Annotated in this window: 9 protein-coding genes; 3 read left to right on the top strand and 6 right to left on the bottom strand. The window is 35.9% G+C overall.

Annotated elements, in window-relative coordinates; translation table 11 throughout:
• Window positions 1–34 precede the first annotated feature (34 nt).
• The 5 genes from EA412_06075 to bioB all read right to left on the bottom strand — a co-directional run bounded on the left by EA412_06075 (window position 35) and on the right by bioB (window position 13,406).
• Window positions 35–5,854, bottom strand: coding sequence for a T9SS C-terminal target domain-containing protein (locus EA412_06075; protein TVR79672.1), 5,820 nt, complete (start codon window positions 5,852–5,854; stop codon window positions 35–37).
• A 139-nt stretch (window positions 5,855–5,993) separates the two neighbouring features.
• Window positions 5,994–10,439: a PKD domain-containing protein gene (locus tag EA412_06070; protein TVR79671.1), complete on the bottom strand. Its 4,446-nt coding sequence runs from the start codon at window positions 10,437–10,439 to the stop codon at window positions 5,994–5,996.
• Window positions 10,440–10,607: 168 nt separating this feature from the next.
• Window positions 10,608–11,612 carry a DUF1566 domain-containing protein gene (locus EA412_06065; GenBank protein ID TVR79670.1) on the bottom strand — a complete coding sequence of 335 codons (1,005 nt, stop codon included), beginning with the start codon at window positions 11,610–11,612 and terminating at the stop codon, window positions 10,608–10,610.
• 34 nt (window positions 11,613–11,646) lie between these two features.
• The gene (locus tag EA412_06060; GenBank protein ID TVR79669.1) at window positions 11,647–12,321 is read right to left on the bottom strand and encodes a T9SS C-terminal target domain-containing protein; all 675 of its coding nucleotides are present in this window, start codon (window positions 12,319–12,321) and stop codon (window positions 11,647–11,649) included.
• A gap of 110 nt (window positions 12,322–12,431) precedes the next feature.
• Complete coding sequence (bioB, locus tag EA412_06055) at window positions 12,432–13,406, bottom strand: biotin synthase BioB (GenBank protein TVR79668.1); 975 nt, start codon at window positions 13,404–13,406, stop codon at window positions 12,432–12,434.
• Between the two features lie 196 nt (window positions 13,407–13,602).
• Here bioB and EA412_06050 point away from each other — a divergent pair, with 196 nt between their 5' ends.
• A complete protein-coding gene (locus EA412_06050; protein ID TVR79667.1) occupies window positions 13,603–15,075 on the top strand; it encodes a Do family serine endopeptidase in 1,473 nt (490 codons plus the stop codon).
• 239 nt (window positions 15,076–15,314) lie between these two features.
• Here the strand turns inward: EA412_06050 and EA412_06045 are convergent, their stop codons facing one another.
• Entirely contained in the window at window positions 15,315–15,536 is a 222-nt protein-coding gene (locus EA412_06045) for a hypothetical protein (GenBank protein ID TVR79666.1), read from the bottom strand.
• A 261-nt stretch (window positions 15,537–15,797) separates the two neighbouring features.
• Here EA412_06045 and EA412_06040 point away from each other — a divergent pair, with 261 nt between their 5' ends.
• Both EA412_06040 and EA412_06035 read left to right on the top strand, forming a co-directional pair.
• Window positions 15,798–17,258 (top strand): MBOAT family protein, encoded by a 1,461-nt coding sequence (locus tag EA412_06040; GenBank protein TVR79665.1) that lies wholly within the window; start codon window positions 15,798–15,800, stop codon window positions 17,256–17,258.
• 3 nt (window positions 17,259–17,261) lie between these two features.
• The gene (locus tag EA412_06035; protein TVR79664.1) at window positions 17,262–18,110 is read left to right on the top strand and encodes a hypothetical protein; all 849 of its coding nucleotides are present in this window, start codon (window positions 17,262–17,264) and stop codon (window positions 18,108–18,110) included.
• Window positions 18,111–18,281 lie beyond the last annotated feature (171 nt).

The raw sequence follows: 18,281 nt of genomic DNA, 5'->3' as shown, positions 1-18,281 counted from the left end.
TTAAGCTGTAAATTTATAAAAAATTAACAAGGATTTACTCTATTATAACTTTTTGATAATGATGTTTATTATTAGAAACAATGTTTAAAATATAAGCACCTTTGGCTAAGTGCTCTACATTAAGGCTTTTGGTAAAGTTATTTATTATTCCTAATTCAAGTTCAACAATGGTTCTTCCCTTTAAATCATACAAATACAGCTGAGTATTTTCTGTTGATGAGTTCGACCATACAATGTTGAAAAAGCCTGAATTCGGATTAGGGAAAACTTCAAAATTAGTTTCTAAAGAAGCCTCAGTACTCTGGTTAGTAGATATTAGCTCTAAATCAACAACAGCTTGCTCAGAAGCAACACAACCTCTGGCATCTATAACATCAACCCTATAACTTCCGTGAGCTATATCATTCACATATGATTGTGTATTCCCCGGTATATTCTCCCATGAATAAACAACCGGAGAAATAGCATTAATAGGTTTGACTTTAATTGAACCACTCGCACTACCATCATCCGCTGTAGTTTCTACATGTAAATCTACAGCTAAGCCGGCAGTTATATCAAAATCGATAATATCCTGACAATCCGGGCTATAATCAACGGTAAGTGAATAACTTCCTTCTGATAAGTCGGTTATCAGATACGTTGTTTGTCCGGTAGACCACATAAAGTCCGGATTTATATTCCCTTTGAACATAACCTCTGCAGTTCCCTTCATTAGTCCGCAAACATCATTCTCTATTAGCAATACAGGCTCAGGGATAACCTCTTCTTCTACAGTAATTTGCAATGTTTTACTGCATGAATTTGCATCAGTAACTACAACCTGATAGCTTCCGGCAGTTAGATTTTCATTTTTAGAACCGCTAAAACCTGAACTCCATTGATAGCTAAAAGGTGCTGTTCCATTTAAAATATTTAACTCTATTGAACCATCTGCTGAAGCAGTACAAGTTTCATTTTTAACTTCATAACCCACACTTAGTGAATTACTTTCAGGGACAAAATAAGACTTATCATAAACACAACCTGCATTATCTGTAATAGTTACACTGTAAATGCCTGTATTCAATGAATTTATATTTTGAGTCGTAGCACCGTTGTCCCAATTAAATGTGTAAGGACCTACGCCGCCAAAAACAGCTTGATTTATACCTCCGTCATTTCCAACACAAGATGTTGAAGTAACTTGTCCGGATACATTTAAAGGAGCCGGTTCAGCAATTTGAATGCTTTCAACAGCCATACACTGATTATCATCAGTAACTGTCACAGTATAAATCCCGGATTGTAGATTCGTCTGCGAATTAGTACTTCCTCCGTTACTCCAGTTATAGGTATATGAACCGACACCTCCGCTAACATTTAAACTTATAGAACCGTCCTCAAAGGTAGCACAGCTTACATTTGATTTTACATACTGAATATCCGGCGAACCGGTACTGTCTACCTGATACGAAGCTGATTCGGTACAACCATTAGCATCAGTTACAGTTAATGAATACGTTCCTTCAGATAAGTTTGAAATTTCATTCGTTGTAAATCCGTTAGACCAGTTGTACTGATATGACCCTGTGCCTCCGGTTACAGAAACATCTATATTACCATCCTGCCCGGAACAAGTAACATCTGTAATAGTTTCATTTAAACTTATACTCTGAGGTTCATAAACTTCAATTGCTCTTTGCTCAGTACAACCTAATGAGTCTGAAATAACTACAGTATAGATTCCTGCTGATAAATTTTGAGGATTGTTGCCATTAAAACTATGTAACCAGCTGTACTGATAAGGTGCATTCCCTCCGGAAGCAGTAACTGTGATACTTCCATCAAATCCTCCCGCACAACTAACATCTGTAGTTTGATATGTTAAATTAAGACTAGTGCTTCCCGTAAGGGTATAGCTTTCAACAACATTACACTGATTGGCATCTGTTATAGTAACATCATAAGTTCCAAAAGTTAAGGAGTTAATTTGATTTGTATTTGCTCCGTTTGACCAATTATACTGATAAGGGCCGTTTCCTCCACTTACTGTTAAAGTAATGCTTCCATTTACTGAACCACAAGCCGCATGCACTTTTGTTGCTTGTGCTGTTATTGGCTGAGGTTCAGAAATTACAATTGTTTCCTGAGCCGAGCAACCATCTGTATCTGTTACAAGAACAGTATAACTTCCGGCAGAAATATTTTGCAAGTTTGACCCTGTCATTCCATTTTGCCAGCTAAACTGATATGGACTATTGCCTCCACTTGCAGTTACAGATATACTTCCATCATCAGAATTATTGCAACTCACATCTGTTTTTTGATAAGTCAAACTGATACTACCACCTCCATTTACAGTGTAATTTCCTATTGTCACACATCCATTTGCATCATTAACTGTCACACTATAATTTCCACCGGCAAGTCCGCTTATTTGTGAAGTTTGCTGACCGTTTGACCAATTATATTGATATGGTCCTGAACCACCATTTAGTTGCAAACTTATGCTGCCGTTAGTTGTTCCACATGAAGTGTGAGTTATATCAGCTGTTATAGTAGTTGCAGAAGGCTCATTCACCTGAATAGTTTCCTGTGCTGAACAACCCGCATTGTCAGTAACTGTAACTATATATGTACCGGCAGTTAAATTTTGCAAACCAGAACCACTTGCTCCATGCTGCCAGCTATACTGATAAGGACCACTTCCACCGCTTGCAGATACGGTAATACTTCCATCGTTTGAATTGTTGCAGCTTGCATCTGTTTTTTGATAAGTCAAATTGACACTTCCGCCTGCATTTATACTGTAATTTTCTGTTATCTCACATCCATTTGCATCACTTACAGTTACATTGTAGCTTCCACCGGCAAGTCCGCCTATCTGAGAAGTTTGCTGACCGTTTGACCAGTTATACTGATAAGGTGCATTTCCACCGTTAAGTTGTAAATTTATACTGCCATTATTTGTCCCGCATGTTGCATGAGTTACGTCAGCAGTTATAGTTGCCGCTGATGGCTCAATGAGCTGAATTGTTTCCTGTGTTGAGCATCCGGTATTATCCGTAACAGTAACCGTATATGTTCCGGCACTTAGATTTTGCAGAGCAGAACCACTTACTCCATGCTGCCAGGTATACTGATAAGGTGCATTTCCTCCGCTTGCCGATATAGTAATACTTCCGTCGTTAGATTGATGGCAGGAAAGGTCTGTTTTTTGATATGTAAGCTGAATTCCTGCATTTTGATTAATAACATAGGTTTCGCTTACACTACACGAATTATTATCTGTAACAGTGACGGTATAACTTCCATTACCCAATCCACTTATCTGTGAGGTTTGCTGACCGTTTGACCAATTATATTGATATGGTCCTGAACCACCATTTATGTTAAGTGTTACCGACCCATTCGATAAACCACAATCAGCATTCGTTACATTAGATTGCAATTGTATAGGCTGTGGTTCTGTAATACCAAAACTTTCATTAGCTGAGCATCCTTTATTATCTGTAACAGTAACTGAATAATTTCCGGCAGTTAAATTTTGTACAACTGAAGATGTTGCTCCATGCTGCCAGTTGTATGTATATGGTGCAGTCCCGTTTATAGCAGTAACAGATATTTGACCGTTTGAACCTCCGTTACAACTGACATTTGATTGAGTATGTGTAATTCCCGGTTGTGTGTTTACAGTGATATAATCGTCTAAAACTAAAACACTTGTATCTGTTCCGTTACTTACCGTTAAGATCACATCAAAACTACCGGCTGAAGAATAATTAACTGTTGGGTTTGCTGCATTAGAAACTGTTATGTTCGCTCCCGGGAATTGCCATTGCCTCCAGCTCACTCCTGAACCCGATAAGTCATTAAAAGTTATATCATCTCCAATACAGGCTTCCTGCTTATTTGATTCAAAATCAGCTTGTAAATTACTAACCGGAGGGCCTGATGATAAGCATCTGCCTTTTACCAAGACATTGTCTATGTATAGATTGTTTCCATAAGCATTAGCTGTTTCAAACTTTATACGCACATTAGAATACCCATCAAAATCTGAAAGATCCAATTCAAAACAAGATGCACCTACCGATCCGCTAAAACACCAATTGTGAGGTGTAGAAGGAACAAAATTAGCTGTAGTATTAACGGCTGTAGCAAAATTATAACTGCCATCTTCGGCTTCTTCAAAAATTAAGTGTGGCCATGTTTGCCCGTTATCTGTTGATACATAAATACGCAGGGTATCTGAAGTAAAGTTGTTGTATCTTCTGTAAGCATGTTGAAACGACAATTGTAATGAATCATAGTTTGAAAAATCTAAAGAAGGTGTAATCAATCCATCCCTCTCTCCTATTACTGAGTAGCTGTAGTGATTTACTCTTGCGGCTCTGTTTCCTGATTGACTACCTCCAACTGAAACTATTTCCCAGCCAATATGATTGTCCGGATTTTCTACCGTCCAACCATTTGTATTAAAAGAATTGCTTTCAAAATCTTCCTGAAACAAAATACTTTCTCCATAATAATCTACATTTATCAAGTTATTCATGGTAACGGTATGTGAGCCATGAGCATTGGAAGTTGTCAAAACAACATCAAAATTTCCTGAATTGGGATAGGTTACTGTCGGGTTTTGACTATTAGAAGTAGACGGAACTCCACCCGGGAAACTCCAACTCCATGAAGTTGGACCGTTTTGAGAGTTATCAGAAAACTGTATCTGATCACCCGGACAAATATTTGTCAAGGTTAAATTAAAATCACTATAAGGTTGAGATGTCACCGGTATACAAGCAATTGAGTTTAACAAAGAACTTCTTGGTCCGTTCAAAGCCGCTAACATTCTTAACTTTTGTCCGTGAGAAAATGAATTCATACAAGCATCTGTAGTGTAATCCATATAGTTTACATACATATCTCCATTTGGATTTGACTGACCACAACTATTTGGTCTTCTCGGAAATGAAGGGCAACCATAATTTGGTCCTTCCTGGGTAGGAGTGTCATTTACTAAATCATTTCCGCAAAAAGAATCACCCCAAACATGTCTTAAATTTAACCAATGTCCAACTTCATGCGTACCTGTCCGGCCTCTGTTATAGCTATTAATGAATGGGTTGTGTGGCGGTCTTCCTACGTTAGTATAATTAACTACAATTCCATCTGTTAATGCATTCCCTCCGGGATACTGAGCATAACCCAATAGCCCGCCGGTAAGATTACAAATCCAAAAATTCATATAAGAATCTCTTGGCCAGGCGTCTTTTCCTCCCTGAGAACTAAACTTAACTGCGCTGTTTGAAGTAAATGAAGTTACACTGGTTTGTGTTCTTGTTATTCCGGTTGTAGGCTGCCCGTTGGGGTCTCTCACTGCCAGACAAAATTCGATTTCGGTATCTGCTACTATTCCTGAAAATGCACTAGGTGTATTAACTGTATCAGCATTAAGTCTTCTGAAATCTTCATTCAATACATCTAACTGCGAAAGAATCTGAGCATCGCTAATATTTTGAGCAGGTGTATTATAAACCACATGAAAAACTACCGGAATCGTATATATGGTTCTGGTAGTTCCGTTTGTATCAGCCATATGTTGCTGTATAAAACTATTTGTAAAGTCTTCTATATCCTGTATCCTTGCAGGGTATCCCTTATCATTCTGCATCTTATCAAAATGCAGTTGATCCGTAGCGCATCTCTCAGCCTGACCGGATTGTATATGCGGATTATTACCCAACATACCGGCATGCTGATGACTGCAACTTGAGCCGCAAACATGTTGAACCGGTTGACTTGACTGTGAATAAGAATGTAAGGAGAGGGTAAAAAATTGAACGAGTAAACAAATGAGTAATTTTTTTACCATACGAATATTATTAGCTTTTTTTTAAAAATGACATTATGTCATCACCAAGCTTTTTATACGACTTGATAATAAAAATGTTTAGGTTTGAAAAAATGATTAAAATACTTTGCTTTGCGAGCATGGATTTAACTGGGTGTATTTATTTTTTTATTATTCTAAAGTTTTTCTGGTGACTTTCAGTTTTTACTTTCACAAAGTATACACCCGCAGCAAAACTTCTTAAATCAATGCTCTTTTCAATTAGATGACTTTTACCAAAATCTATCTCATCCAGAAGTTGCCCTTTTAAACTATAAATACTAAGTATGGTAGTTTCATTTTTTTCATTCTCAATAAAAATATTAAGTTGATCAAATGCCGGATTCGGATATACATTTATAAACACGTCATTTGACTCCAACTCATTAGCAGATACAGGTAAATAAAAATCAACCTGAGCTTCGGTAATGCCTATACATCCATTCGCATCTTCAACTATTACCTGATAAATTCCTGCTGTTAGATTCACAGCTGTATCATTGTCCTGATTATTCGGATCATCCCATAAAATTGTAAAAGGTGCCTGTCCGTTAAGTGGTTCTACTATTGCCACTCCTTCTGCATTTCCACTATCCGGAGTTGTATAAGTCAATAATTGTAATTGTTCTCCTGTTTCAACTTCAAAAGGAATAGTTTCTGAACACCCGTTATTATCCGTAACATTTACTTCATAGTTACCACTTGTTAAACCGGAAATTTCTGTTCCTGTAAGACCATTTGACCATTGAATCGAGTAAGAAGGTGATCCGCCACTCACACTCACCTCTGCCGAACCTTCTCCGTTCCCACAAGGGTCATCACTGACTTGTAAATCAATCACTAAGGCCGGAGGTTCGTTAATTACCACAGAGCCTAGAGTTTCACATCCTTGTGCATCAGTAACCGTTACTGTATAGGTTCCGGGACTTAAGTTTGAGATTGATGAAGTACTCTGTCCACTGCTCCAATCAAAAGTAAAAGGTGCTGTTCCGCCTGATGTACTGACATCTATCTGGCCGTCTGCAGCCCCATTACAACTTACATTCTGAGAGCTTTGTGTCAGTTGAGGTCCCTGTACTGAACTTACAAAATAATTTCTAATATTCTCACACCCGTTAGCATCTGTAACAGTAACTGAATAAGGACCGGAAGATAGTCCTGTAAGATTCTGAGAGTTGGCTCCATTAGACCAGTTAAAAGAATAAGGGGATGTACCACCACTAACGGATAGCTGAATAGTACCTGAAGATGCTGAACAGTCACTCAATCCAACAATACCACTAACATTTAAAACCTGAGGCTGAACAATGTTAATACTTTCTACAGTTTCACAACCTTCATTATTAGTTACCGTAACCGTATAATTTCCGGCATTCAAATCAGTAAGTGTTGTACCGCTTGAACCATCAGACCATTGATATGTCAGTCCGGTTCCTCCTGTCGCCTGAATAACTATGGAACCATCATTTTCTCCATTACAGCTAATCCCATCTACCGACGAATTAACTATAGGTGATGGTGTAATTTCAATTAATCCGTTTACTGAACTTACATCAGAACCGGCAGAATTACTGACAGTCAAACTCACATCATAGACTCCGGGAGTATTATATATTACAGAAGGGTTTTGCTGAGTTGATGATGATGGACTACCTCCGGGGAATGACCAATCGTATGTTAATGCATCCCCTGTAGAATTGTCAGTAAATTGAATAGTACTTCCCGCACATTCTAAATTGGATGAAGGTGTAAAATCAGCAGAAGGAGGTGTTGTTGGTGGAATAGAAATACCGTCAATATTTATATTGTCTATATAGATATTATTGCCATAATCATTATAGGTTTCGAACCTTACAAAAACGGTACTTTCTCCTGCAAATTGAGATAAATCCAAGTCAAAGCAGTCTGCTCCGACAGTTCCTGAAAAACACCAGTCACTTGCCTGAGAAGGGAGGAAATTATTATTAATTGTAGTGCCGGTAGCAAATGCTCCGGTTCCATCTTCAGCCACAGCTAACAACCTGAAAGGAAAATTTAAACCGCAATCTATCGATACAGAAACAATTAATGAATCGGCAAAATCTTGACTAAACCTTCTGTGCGCATGCTCAAAGGTCATAAATACTGAATCATAATTTGAAAAATCAAGAGGTGGAGAAATTAGATAATCTCTGGCTCCTATATCCAAATAATCATAGTGATTTACTCTGGCTGCTTTATCACCCGGTGTTGAGCCGCCAACCGTCACTATTTCCCAGGTTAAACCACCATTTGGATTTTCTACAGTCCAGCCATTTGTTGCAAAACTATTACTTTCAAAATCCTCACTAAATGGAAGTGTAACTGACTGCCCTGAACCGAGTACACTAATATAGGAAGTTTTTACTTCAGTAGATGAGCCATTAGAGTTTGTCACTTCTAAAGTTACATCATAGTTTCCGGCCTGGTCGTAAACCACAACCGGATTAGGATCATTTGAAGTGGATGGATTACCTCCGGGAAATGTCCAGCTCCATGATGTTGGATTCAGTTGAGATAAATCTGTAAATTCGACTGTTAAAGGTTCACAACCACTTTGTGGACTAGCGACAAAGTTAGGTACCGGTGGAACGTTTTGAGGAACACACCTCCCGCTTATCTCAATATTATCGATATAGATATTATTTCCATAGTTGTTACCGGTTTCAAATTTTATTCGAACATTAGTTTCTCCCACATAATCGCCTAAGTCTAATTCAAAACATGAACTTACTCCTACCGTACCGGAAAAACACCAATCATCCTGAGTTGAAGGAACAAAATTTGTATTATCAAAAGTACCTGTTGCAAAATTACCGGCACCCGTTTCATTCTCTTCAAAAATTAAATCCGGCCAGGTAGATCCACCATCAGTAGAAACATATACTCTTAAAGTATCTGAAAAGTCAGCAGAAAATCTTCTGTGAGCATGTTCAAACGTCAGCTTTATAGAATCGTTTTGAGAAAAGTCTAAAACCGGTGAAATTAATCCATCCCGCTCACCTACATCCGGATAACTAAATAAGTTTACTCTGGCCGCATTATTACCCGGCGTATTTCCTCCTACAGTCACTATTTCCCAGGTAATTCCGCCATCCGGATTATCAATTGTCCAGCCGTTTGTAGTAAAAGAACCGCTTTCAAAATCTTCACTAAAAATTATTTCATTTCCAAAAGGACCAACATTAATAAAAGCACTTTTAACTTCTGTATCCGTTCCAAATGCATTGGTAGTTGTTAAGCTAACCTGATAAGTCCCGGCATTTTGATATGTTACAGATGGATTAGGGTCTGAAGAAGTAGAAGGTGTTCCACCGGGAAAACTCCAGTCCCAAGTCGAAGGTACATTATTTGAAATATCAGTAAACTGAACAGTTCCTCCCGGGCAAATATTTACATTATCAGCTGTAAAATCAGTTTGTGGCGGAGCATTCAAAGGTGTACAACCCAAAGAGTTTAATAAGCTGGAGCGAGGTCCGTTAAGGGCAGCTAACATTCTTGACTTTTGCCCCTGACTAAATGCATTCATACAAGCATCAACCGTATAGTCCATATAATTCATATACATGTCCCCGTTAGGATTGGTCTGTCCGCATGAATTTGGTCTCCAGGGAAAATTCGGGCAACCACTATTGGAACCTTGTTGAGTTGGCGTATCATTTACGAAATCATTTCCGCAATTAGCGTCACCCCAGATATGTCTTAAATTTAACCAGTGCCCGACTTCATGAGTACCTGTTCTACCTAAATTATACGCATTTTGAAATGGATTATGGGGCGGTCGACCAACATTTGTATAATTAACAACTATACCGTCCGTTGCAGCAGGCCCACCGGGAAACTGTGCATAACCTAATAATCCACCACTTAAATTCCCGACCCAAAAATTCATATATGAGTCTCTTGGCCATGCATCAGATCCACCTTGTGCAGTATACTTTATAGCATTGTTGGCCCCAAAAGTATTTACACTTGTCTGAACTCTTACTATTCCATCAGTTGGATTACCTTGCGGGTCTCTGACCGCCAGACAAAATTCTATTTCAGTATCAGCAGATATAGCTGCAAAAGGTCCGGGAGTATTAGTTGTGTCTGCATTCAATCTTCTGAAGTCTTCGTTTAATGCATCAATTTGTGAAATGATTTGAGCATCACTAATATTTTGCTGTGCATTACTATATAAAATATGGAATACTACCGGAATTGTAATTATTTGCCTCGTGCTTGTAGTATCAATACTTTCTTTTGCTGTAAAATTTTGAGTAAACTGTTCAATTTCAGCTAAATTTTGAGCAAAATCCGGGTATGATTGTAACAAATCCTGATGCACTTCATCAGTTGCACATCTTATTACTTGTTGCGTATGATTATTTTGAGCTGAATTTCCGGAAGTAGTATGATTTGAAGCAGTTAAAACAACATGATTTGGGACATGACTACAACTTGATCCACAGCTGTGGTTTGATGAATTTGAATGTGAGTATAACTGAGAAGAAAACAATAAAAAAAATAAGAAAGACCACTTAGAAAGTACTGACAAATTCATCATTTTTTACTTAGATTTTCATAAAAGTAATAAAAAAAACGAAAAGTCAAAACAAAGATAACTATTTGATAAATAAAGCTTTTTAAAAGAACAAAAGCTATTTAATCAGGGTCTGTCTTATAATTAAAAAGAGAAAAGTAAAAAATAAATTAGACGAAAACAAAATGTTGTTTAATTGTTTTGGCGAACACATCGCACTCTATTTACATTGTTTTTAGAACCATATCCGGCAAGCGTTGATCCAAAATTTCTATACCAGGCATTTGCAGATAAAAAAGCAGACCCTTCACTAGATGTCCAATAAGTTGTCGCAGAAAAACCACCTATAGAAGCTTGTTCATTATACAAACAGGTAAGTTCATCTTTTGCCGGAAGATACCAATCTGAATAGCCTTCAGCCACTAAATTATCGCAAATCTCAGCTGCAGTCGGAGGCGGACAGTTCTGAACAATTAAGGTTGTATTGTTTTTGCCATCTACATCAGAATCAGCGCCTGCAACTATACCGCCTGTACAACCCCATGAGGTGCCTGTACTATTGTCTGTAGGATGAACATGAAGTTGAATAAGTCCGCAATCTACTAAGAGGTTTGCCGGGATAGGTGGTGTCGGATCTTCAAAAGAAATAGTTACTTCATCAAAACTCTCAATGCAGGGAGGATTAGAAATCGTCCATCTTAAAACATAACTTTCCCCTGCCTGTCCATTAAATATTGTCTGCGGGTCATTTAAATCATCAAAAGAGCCCCCAATTCCGGAAATAATACTCCATTCTCCTGCTCCTACATCCGGTGTATTTGCATTCAAGACAAAAGTACTATCCGCAATATCAATACTATCAGTACCTGCAATTGCGATTGTAGGATTTAGATTAACCTCAACAAATATAGTATCAGAAATATAGGCTTCTACACAGTTGCTATCTGTAATTACCGCTCTGAAGTAAGTACTTTCATGAACCACATATTCAAAGCTGTCAACAGTTGCCCCTTGTATAGGCATAAAATCCGTTAAATCTTCGGATTTTTCCCATTTCAAATCCCCATAATACTCTTCCATAAGCAATACAACAGTATCGCCTTCACACAAAATTCCATCAGCCTTACTCACTTTAGTAACAAAAGGTAAAAACAGCATTAGTAAAACTATTGTATAAATGTATTTTTTTATTCTCATTTTAATCGGTATTAACTTTGATTTATATAATTTCTTATTCCTTAATTAAAGAATGAAAAAACTGTTGATTTTCAGAAATTAGAATTAGCTGATAAATACCGGCAGGCCGGGCACTAAAGTCTATAGATAATGTTTCTGAATTTGGATTTCTTTTAATTGCTTTAGTGTAAATTAATCTATTTTGATTGTCATAGATTTGAAGTTGATTGATATAGTTTGAAAACCCTGATTCAAACTCAATATATAAGGCATCTTTCAATGGGTTAGGATAAATCTTTGCCTTTTCGAGCACATTGAGCTGATTAATGTAAACGGTATCATCCATCGGGACTTCATAATTTACAACTACTCTAGAGTATTGAACACATTCTTTATCATCGGTTACCGTTAAAAGAAGAGTATCACTAGTGTTATCCATACCCATAGTAACTATAGAGGGATTCAATACATCATCTTCAGACAGTATGGTACCGGGTGTCCATAAAAAGATATAACCATGATTTTCTTCAGATACTGAATTTCCTTCAGATACTGAAATAATATCTCCAATTGAAAAAGGAATGTCATCGGGCTGAACTATAAAAAACTGACTTTCCGGCTCAACAGTTAATGGCTCCGGCTGGTCAACGGTAAATGTGAGAAATGTCTGACTGTAGCCAAAAATGTCCGCAAATCCAAGCAGTAAAAAAAGTAAAAAAAAACTTCTCATAAATGTATTTTAAAAGGGTACTAATACAAATATAAGGTTAAATCTAAAAAATAAATATTTTTTGCAAATTTTTATTTTTTATTTATTAAAATTATTTAAAATGCAAATTCCTAATTATCTGAACCCGGTTCTTTATAAGCAGGTCTGGGAGTTAAGCTCAATAATTCGAATAAAGTTTTATCCTCAGTAAAATCAGGATTGGGGGTTGTTAACAGCTTTTCTCCGGAAAAAATAGAATTAGCGCCTGCTAAAAAGCAAAGAGCTTGCTCTATATCAGACATTTCTGTTCTGCCGGCTGATAATCTCACCATCGCTTTAGGCATCAGAATTCTGGCTGTTGAAATCATTCTAATCATTTCCCAAACTGAAACTCTGGGCTGTTTGGCTAAGGGAGTTCCTTCTACCGGCACCAATGCATTTACAGGAACTGATTCAGGATGTTGTGGTAAAGTTGATAAAACATGCAACATTCCAATTCTATCTTCATCTTTTTCTCCCATTCCAATTATTCCGCCACTACACATTTTAATGCCGGCTTTCTGAACATTGCCTAATGTATCCAGTCTGTCCTCGTATTGTCTGGTAGAAATGATATCATCGTAATATTCTGATGAGGTATCTAAATTATGATTGTAAGCAAATAAACCTGCTTCTTTCAATTTTTTGGCCTGAGACTCTGTAAGCATACCCAATGTACAACAAACTTCCATCCCAAGATTTTTCACTTCTTTAACCATTTCAATAACATTGTCAAAGTCCCGGTTATCTCTCACCTCTCTCCATGCGGCACCCATACAAAAACGTGTAGAACCGGCATCTTTTGCTTTGGTAGCAGCTGTTTTTACGGTTTCAACATCTAACAGCTTATGAACTTTAATATCAGTATGATACCTGGCAGCCTGAGGGCAGTAAGCACAATCTTCCGGGCAACCTCCTGTTTTTACACTTAATAAGGTACATACCTGAACTTCATTAGGTTTATGAAAAGTACGGTGTACTCCTGCTGATTGATAAATTAAATCTAAAATTGGCTGATGGTATATTTCTTTAATTTCTTCTTTAGTCCAGTTGTTTCTAATCTTCATATTCTAAATGTTATTTTGGAAGCAAAGATAAGTTTTGTTTTTAAATGTCAATTAGATTAAGCAGGTATTCAAAAAAATATACACTTAAGTCAATTTTTTGACAGCTTTAAAACAAATGACCCTAAAAATCTGTTGTTTTATAAGTTTGCCGGTCGGGCATAGTTTTTGTTATCATTAATATAAAAAGGAGATTACTATGAAAACAAATCAAATTTTAACAACAATTTTTTTAGCTTTTGTGGTAAGTGCTGCTACATTTTATGCAGGTTTTAAGATTTTTGAACCACAGCAAGAAATTATCAGAATTTCTGAAAATCAAATTCCGGGCAGTTTCACAAGTTTTGATGAAATTGCTGATTTTGGAGAATCTCAACCGGTAGATTTTAGACATGCTGCAGCTTTGAGCACTCCCGCAGTTGTTCACATCAGAACGACTTCATCCGGCACAAGAGGTCAGCAACAAAATTCACTAAGAGATTTTTTCAAAGATGATTTTTTTAGTCCCAGAGGGGAACCTCGCCAAAGGCGTTCATCCGGCTCAGGAGTAATAATTTCTAAAGATGGCTACATCGTAACTAATAACCATGTAATTAGTAATGCTGACGGCATAAATGTCACTTTAAATGATAACAGAGTGTATGAGGCTGAAGTTATAGGAACAGACCCTTCTACAGATATCGCCTTAATACGAATAAAAGATGCAAATGACTTGCCTTTTATGACTTTTGGGAATTCTGATGCCATTGTTATTGGCGAATGGGTGCTTGCAGTGGGTAACCCGTTTAATCTATCTTCAACCGTTACCGCAGGAATTGTGAGTGCTAAGAGTAGAAATATAAATATTTTACGAGAGCAAACAGCTATAGAGTCTTTTATTCAAACTGATGCTGCCGTTAATCCGGGTAACAGCGGAGGTGCTTTGGTAAATTTAAAAGGTGATTTAATTGGTATTAACACGGCTATCGCTACACCAACAGGTACATTTGCCGGATATAGTTTTGCCGTACCGGCTAATTTAGTGAACAAAATTGTGACCGATCTAAAAGAATTCGGACTTGTACAAAGAGGATTTTTAGGAGTTACTATCAGAAATGTTGATGCCGATTTAGCAAAAAAATTAGACTTGCCGGACATAAAAGGTGTTTATATTGAAAGCGTAGGCAATAGTAGTGCAGCACATTTAGCAGGTATCAAAGTTGGAGATGTTATTACGCATGTTAGCGGAACACCAGTTAACACTTCACCACAATTACAGGAACAAGTTGCCAGATTCAGACCCGGAGACGAAATTACCATTGATTATATTCGCGATGGAAGAAATAGAATTACGAATGTTACTTTGCAAAACATTAATAACAGACCGGAACTGCTAAGCAGAAGCAATGTAGATATTATGGAAAAAATAGGCGCTGAGTTAGTTGAACTTTCAGTAGCAGAAAGAAGAAGGCTTAATATAGACGGCGGGCTAAAAATAGAAAAATTACGTAATGGCATTCTACGCTCAAATACAAATATACGTGAAGGCTTTGTTATAACTCATATAAACAAAAGAGCAGTGCGATCACTTTCTGACTTATCTGAAGTATTAGAAGGAATTTCCGGGGGGGTATTGGTTGAAGGAATTTATCCAAATCAATCCGGAACTGTTTATTATGCTTTTGGGATGTAACATAAATAATGTTGTTAACGCAAAACCTAAAAAAGCAATTAGAAAATCTCTAATTGCTTTTTTTTATCAGAGCTTGTCTTTTGATAATAATAAAACAAATAAATCTAAGTAAGTGTCTATTAAATATAACCAAAAAGGTTTAGGCCACACACAATAGAATATGCGACACAAAGAGGTTAAACACCTAAATCCCAATTCATTCTCATAAATTGGGCTTTAGGTATTAATTTTAATTAATTCTATTGTTGTTGCTTTTTCTTAAATTTATTAAAAACTTTCTTGCCGCCAATTGCACCTGCAATAGCAATCAAAATAGTTATTATCCCTCCATCAAGAGGAATCGGATTAGGCTCAGGACCCGGAGGGCCTGCCTGAGCAGTCGCTAATACAGTTAACATTACAACACACGTTAAAATAAAGATTTTCAAATTTTTCATAGCCTTAGTTAATTTTCTAAACATTTAGTGATTACAAATATAGCTTTCTTTTTGGTTTTTGCAAAACATTAAAGATTTTTTTTTAAAAAAAAATTTATTTAGCTTTAGTAATCAGCCTTTTATATTTTATATATTCTTTTTCGTATTCTAAAATTCTTTTAAAGTACTAACTTATATTAAAATTATATGCTAATATGCACTTTTAATTTTATTTCTACAAACATTTTTTACGTAGTTTTAAAAAAATTTACTTTAAATATTACATAGTTAACATTAAAGCATTTTATGCTATTCAATTCACTTGACTTTGCAATTTTCCTGCCATTAGTATTTATGGCATACTGGCTGCTTAACAAAGACTTACGTTCTCAAAATTTATTATTACTTTTAAGCAGCTACTTTTTTTACGGATGGTGGGACTGGAAGTTTCTAATTTTAATTTTAATTAGTACGATTACTGATTTTTTTATCGGAAAGAATATCCACAAGGCCAATTCCAAAAAAACTAAAAAAATATTTCTATTTTTCAGTCTGCTCATAAATCTGGGTATTTTAGGCTTTTTCAAATACTTCAATTTTTTTGTTGAGAACTTTATACAATCCTTTACTTTATTGGGTTTCGACCTGCATAGTCCGTTACTTAATATTGTGCTGCCGGTAGGCATTAGTTTCTATACTTTTCAAACATTAAGCTATACGATTGATATTTACCGGGGGAAAATTGCTCCCACTAATAATTTTTTAGCATTTTCAGTTTTTGTTGCTTTCTTCCCTCAGTTGGTAGCCGGTCCTATTGAGAGAGCCGGCAACTTACTCCCCCAGTTTTTAAAAAACAGAGTTTTCAATTACTCCTATGCTGTAGACGGCCTAAGACAAATTCTTTGGGGTTTCTTTAAAAAAATGGTCATAGCTGACAATTTAGCCATTTACGTGCATATGGTATACAGCAATCCGGAGTCTTACAGTGGTTGGGAAATTCTATTTATAAATATCTTATTTGGCTTACAAATTTATTGTGATTTTTCAGGGTATTCAGATATTGCGATAGGTACTGCTAAACTATTTGGCTTTGAGTTAAGAAAAAACTTTGCTTTCCCCTACTTCTCAAGAGATGTAGCTGAATTTTGGAGAAGATGGCATATCTCCCTGACAACATGGTTTAGAGATTATGTTTTTATTCCTTTAGGTGGTAGCAGAGGCTCAGCATTAAAGGTAATCAGAAATGTTTTTATCGTTTTTTTAATCAGCGGTTTTTGGCACGGGGCTAACTGGACTTTCATTTTTTGGGGTTTGTATAATGCTTTGTTATTTATCCCATTACTGATCCTCAATAAACACCGGCAATACAAAAATACTCAACTGTCATTTAAAGGGAAAGAGACCATAGTAAATGTCTTTAATATTCTGATAACTTTTTTACTAATAAGCATTGGGTGGATATTTTTTAGAGCAGAAGATATTTTCCAAAGTTTTTATCTGCTGCACCGAATATTTGAAGATCTGTTGTCCCTCAACTCTATCTTTGCATTGGGAGATTTTATTTTATCTACTTTTGGATTGCTTTTAGTTTTGTTAACTTCTTTTTTAATTATTATAGAATGGTTTGGAAAAGAAAATAATCATGCATTGGAAAAGTTATATTTTGACAAACCCAGATACTACAGATGGGGACTTTATTCACTGATTTTTTTCTTAATTTACTTTTATCAGAGTCAAAGCATTGAGTTCATTTACTTTCAATTTTAAAAAATGAAAAAATTAATCTTAAATGTTTTAATGTGGCTGTTTGGTAGCTTTTTGTTAGTTAGCTTTTATGTTTTTTACCTCTATAAAACTGAAATTTACAAAGACAGGGTTTTAGGTAAAGAAATTTATCTTTCAATTAGAAAATCAAATGAAAAAAGTAAATCCGGGAATTTGCTTATAGGAGATAGTGTTGGTAAACAATTTTATGACAACACCCATGAAGACAGCCTTATTAACTCTTTAGCCTGTAATCACGGCATAAGTATGGCAGGAATGTATATACTTGTTCAAAACTATTTAGAATCCGGTAATGAAATAGATAATCTGATTATTTTTACTTCCCCTCTGCTTTTTGAAAACAATCTGGAAGAATATTACAATTTCAATTACTTTCTTAAACCTTTTTTTAAAGAAAAATATAAAGGACACTTTACCCCTACCGTTTGGGAAAAAATTAAAAAAAATCCTTTTTATCGCTTTTCACAGTTACCCTGGATTAAAACTATTAACTGGTCTCCACGAATAGAGATTAAAAAAGAGGAAGATTATCATTTTCTTTCACCAATTAGTGTTGAATATTTAAAAAAAATAGAAGCACTTTCAAATAAACATAATTTTAACACAAAGATAATTTCTCCTCCAATTTCAGAATCTAAAGCAAAACAATTAAAAAGTATTGAGGTAAAAAATGAAATAAACGACCATAATTTAACTTCTTTGTTTGATGTTTACTTTGACGAAATGATTATTATGGACAATGAGAATTTTATCCAAGAAACGCACCTCACGAATATAGCTTTAACAAAAGATCTGCGACAAATAGTGAAAGATAAGGTACTTAAACACTTATGAGTAACAGGCTGTTTAATTTTATATTGACTGATTTTCTTTCGGTTTTTGTTCGCTTATATGTCTTAAATTTCAATAAATATCAAATTAAAATTCACATAACTGTATAGCTCATTAATAAAAAAGCCGCCTTCAATTAAGAAGGCGGCTTTTTTTAACAAGGAATTCCTTGTT

This window comes from Chitinophagaceae bacterium, from assembly GCA_007695095.1.
In the GTDB taxonomy this organism is placed as follows: Bacteria; Bacteroidota; Bacteroidia; order Chitinophagales; family REEL01; genus REEL01.
The sequence above is the reverse complement of the archived record's forward strand: the minus strand, read 5'-3'. Positions and strand labels throughout refer to the sequence as shown.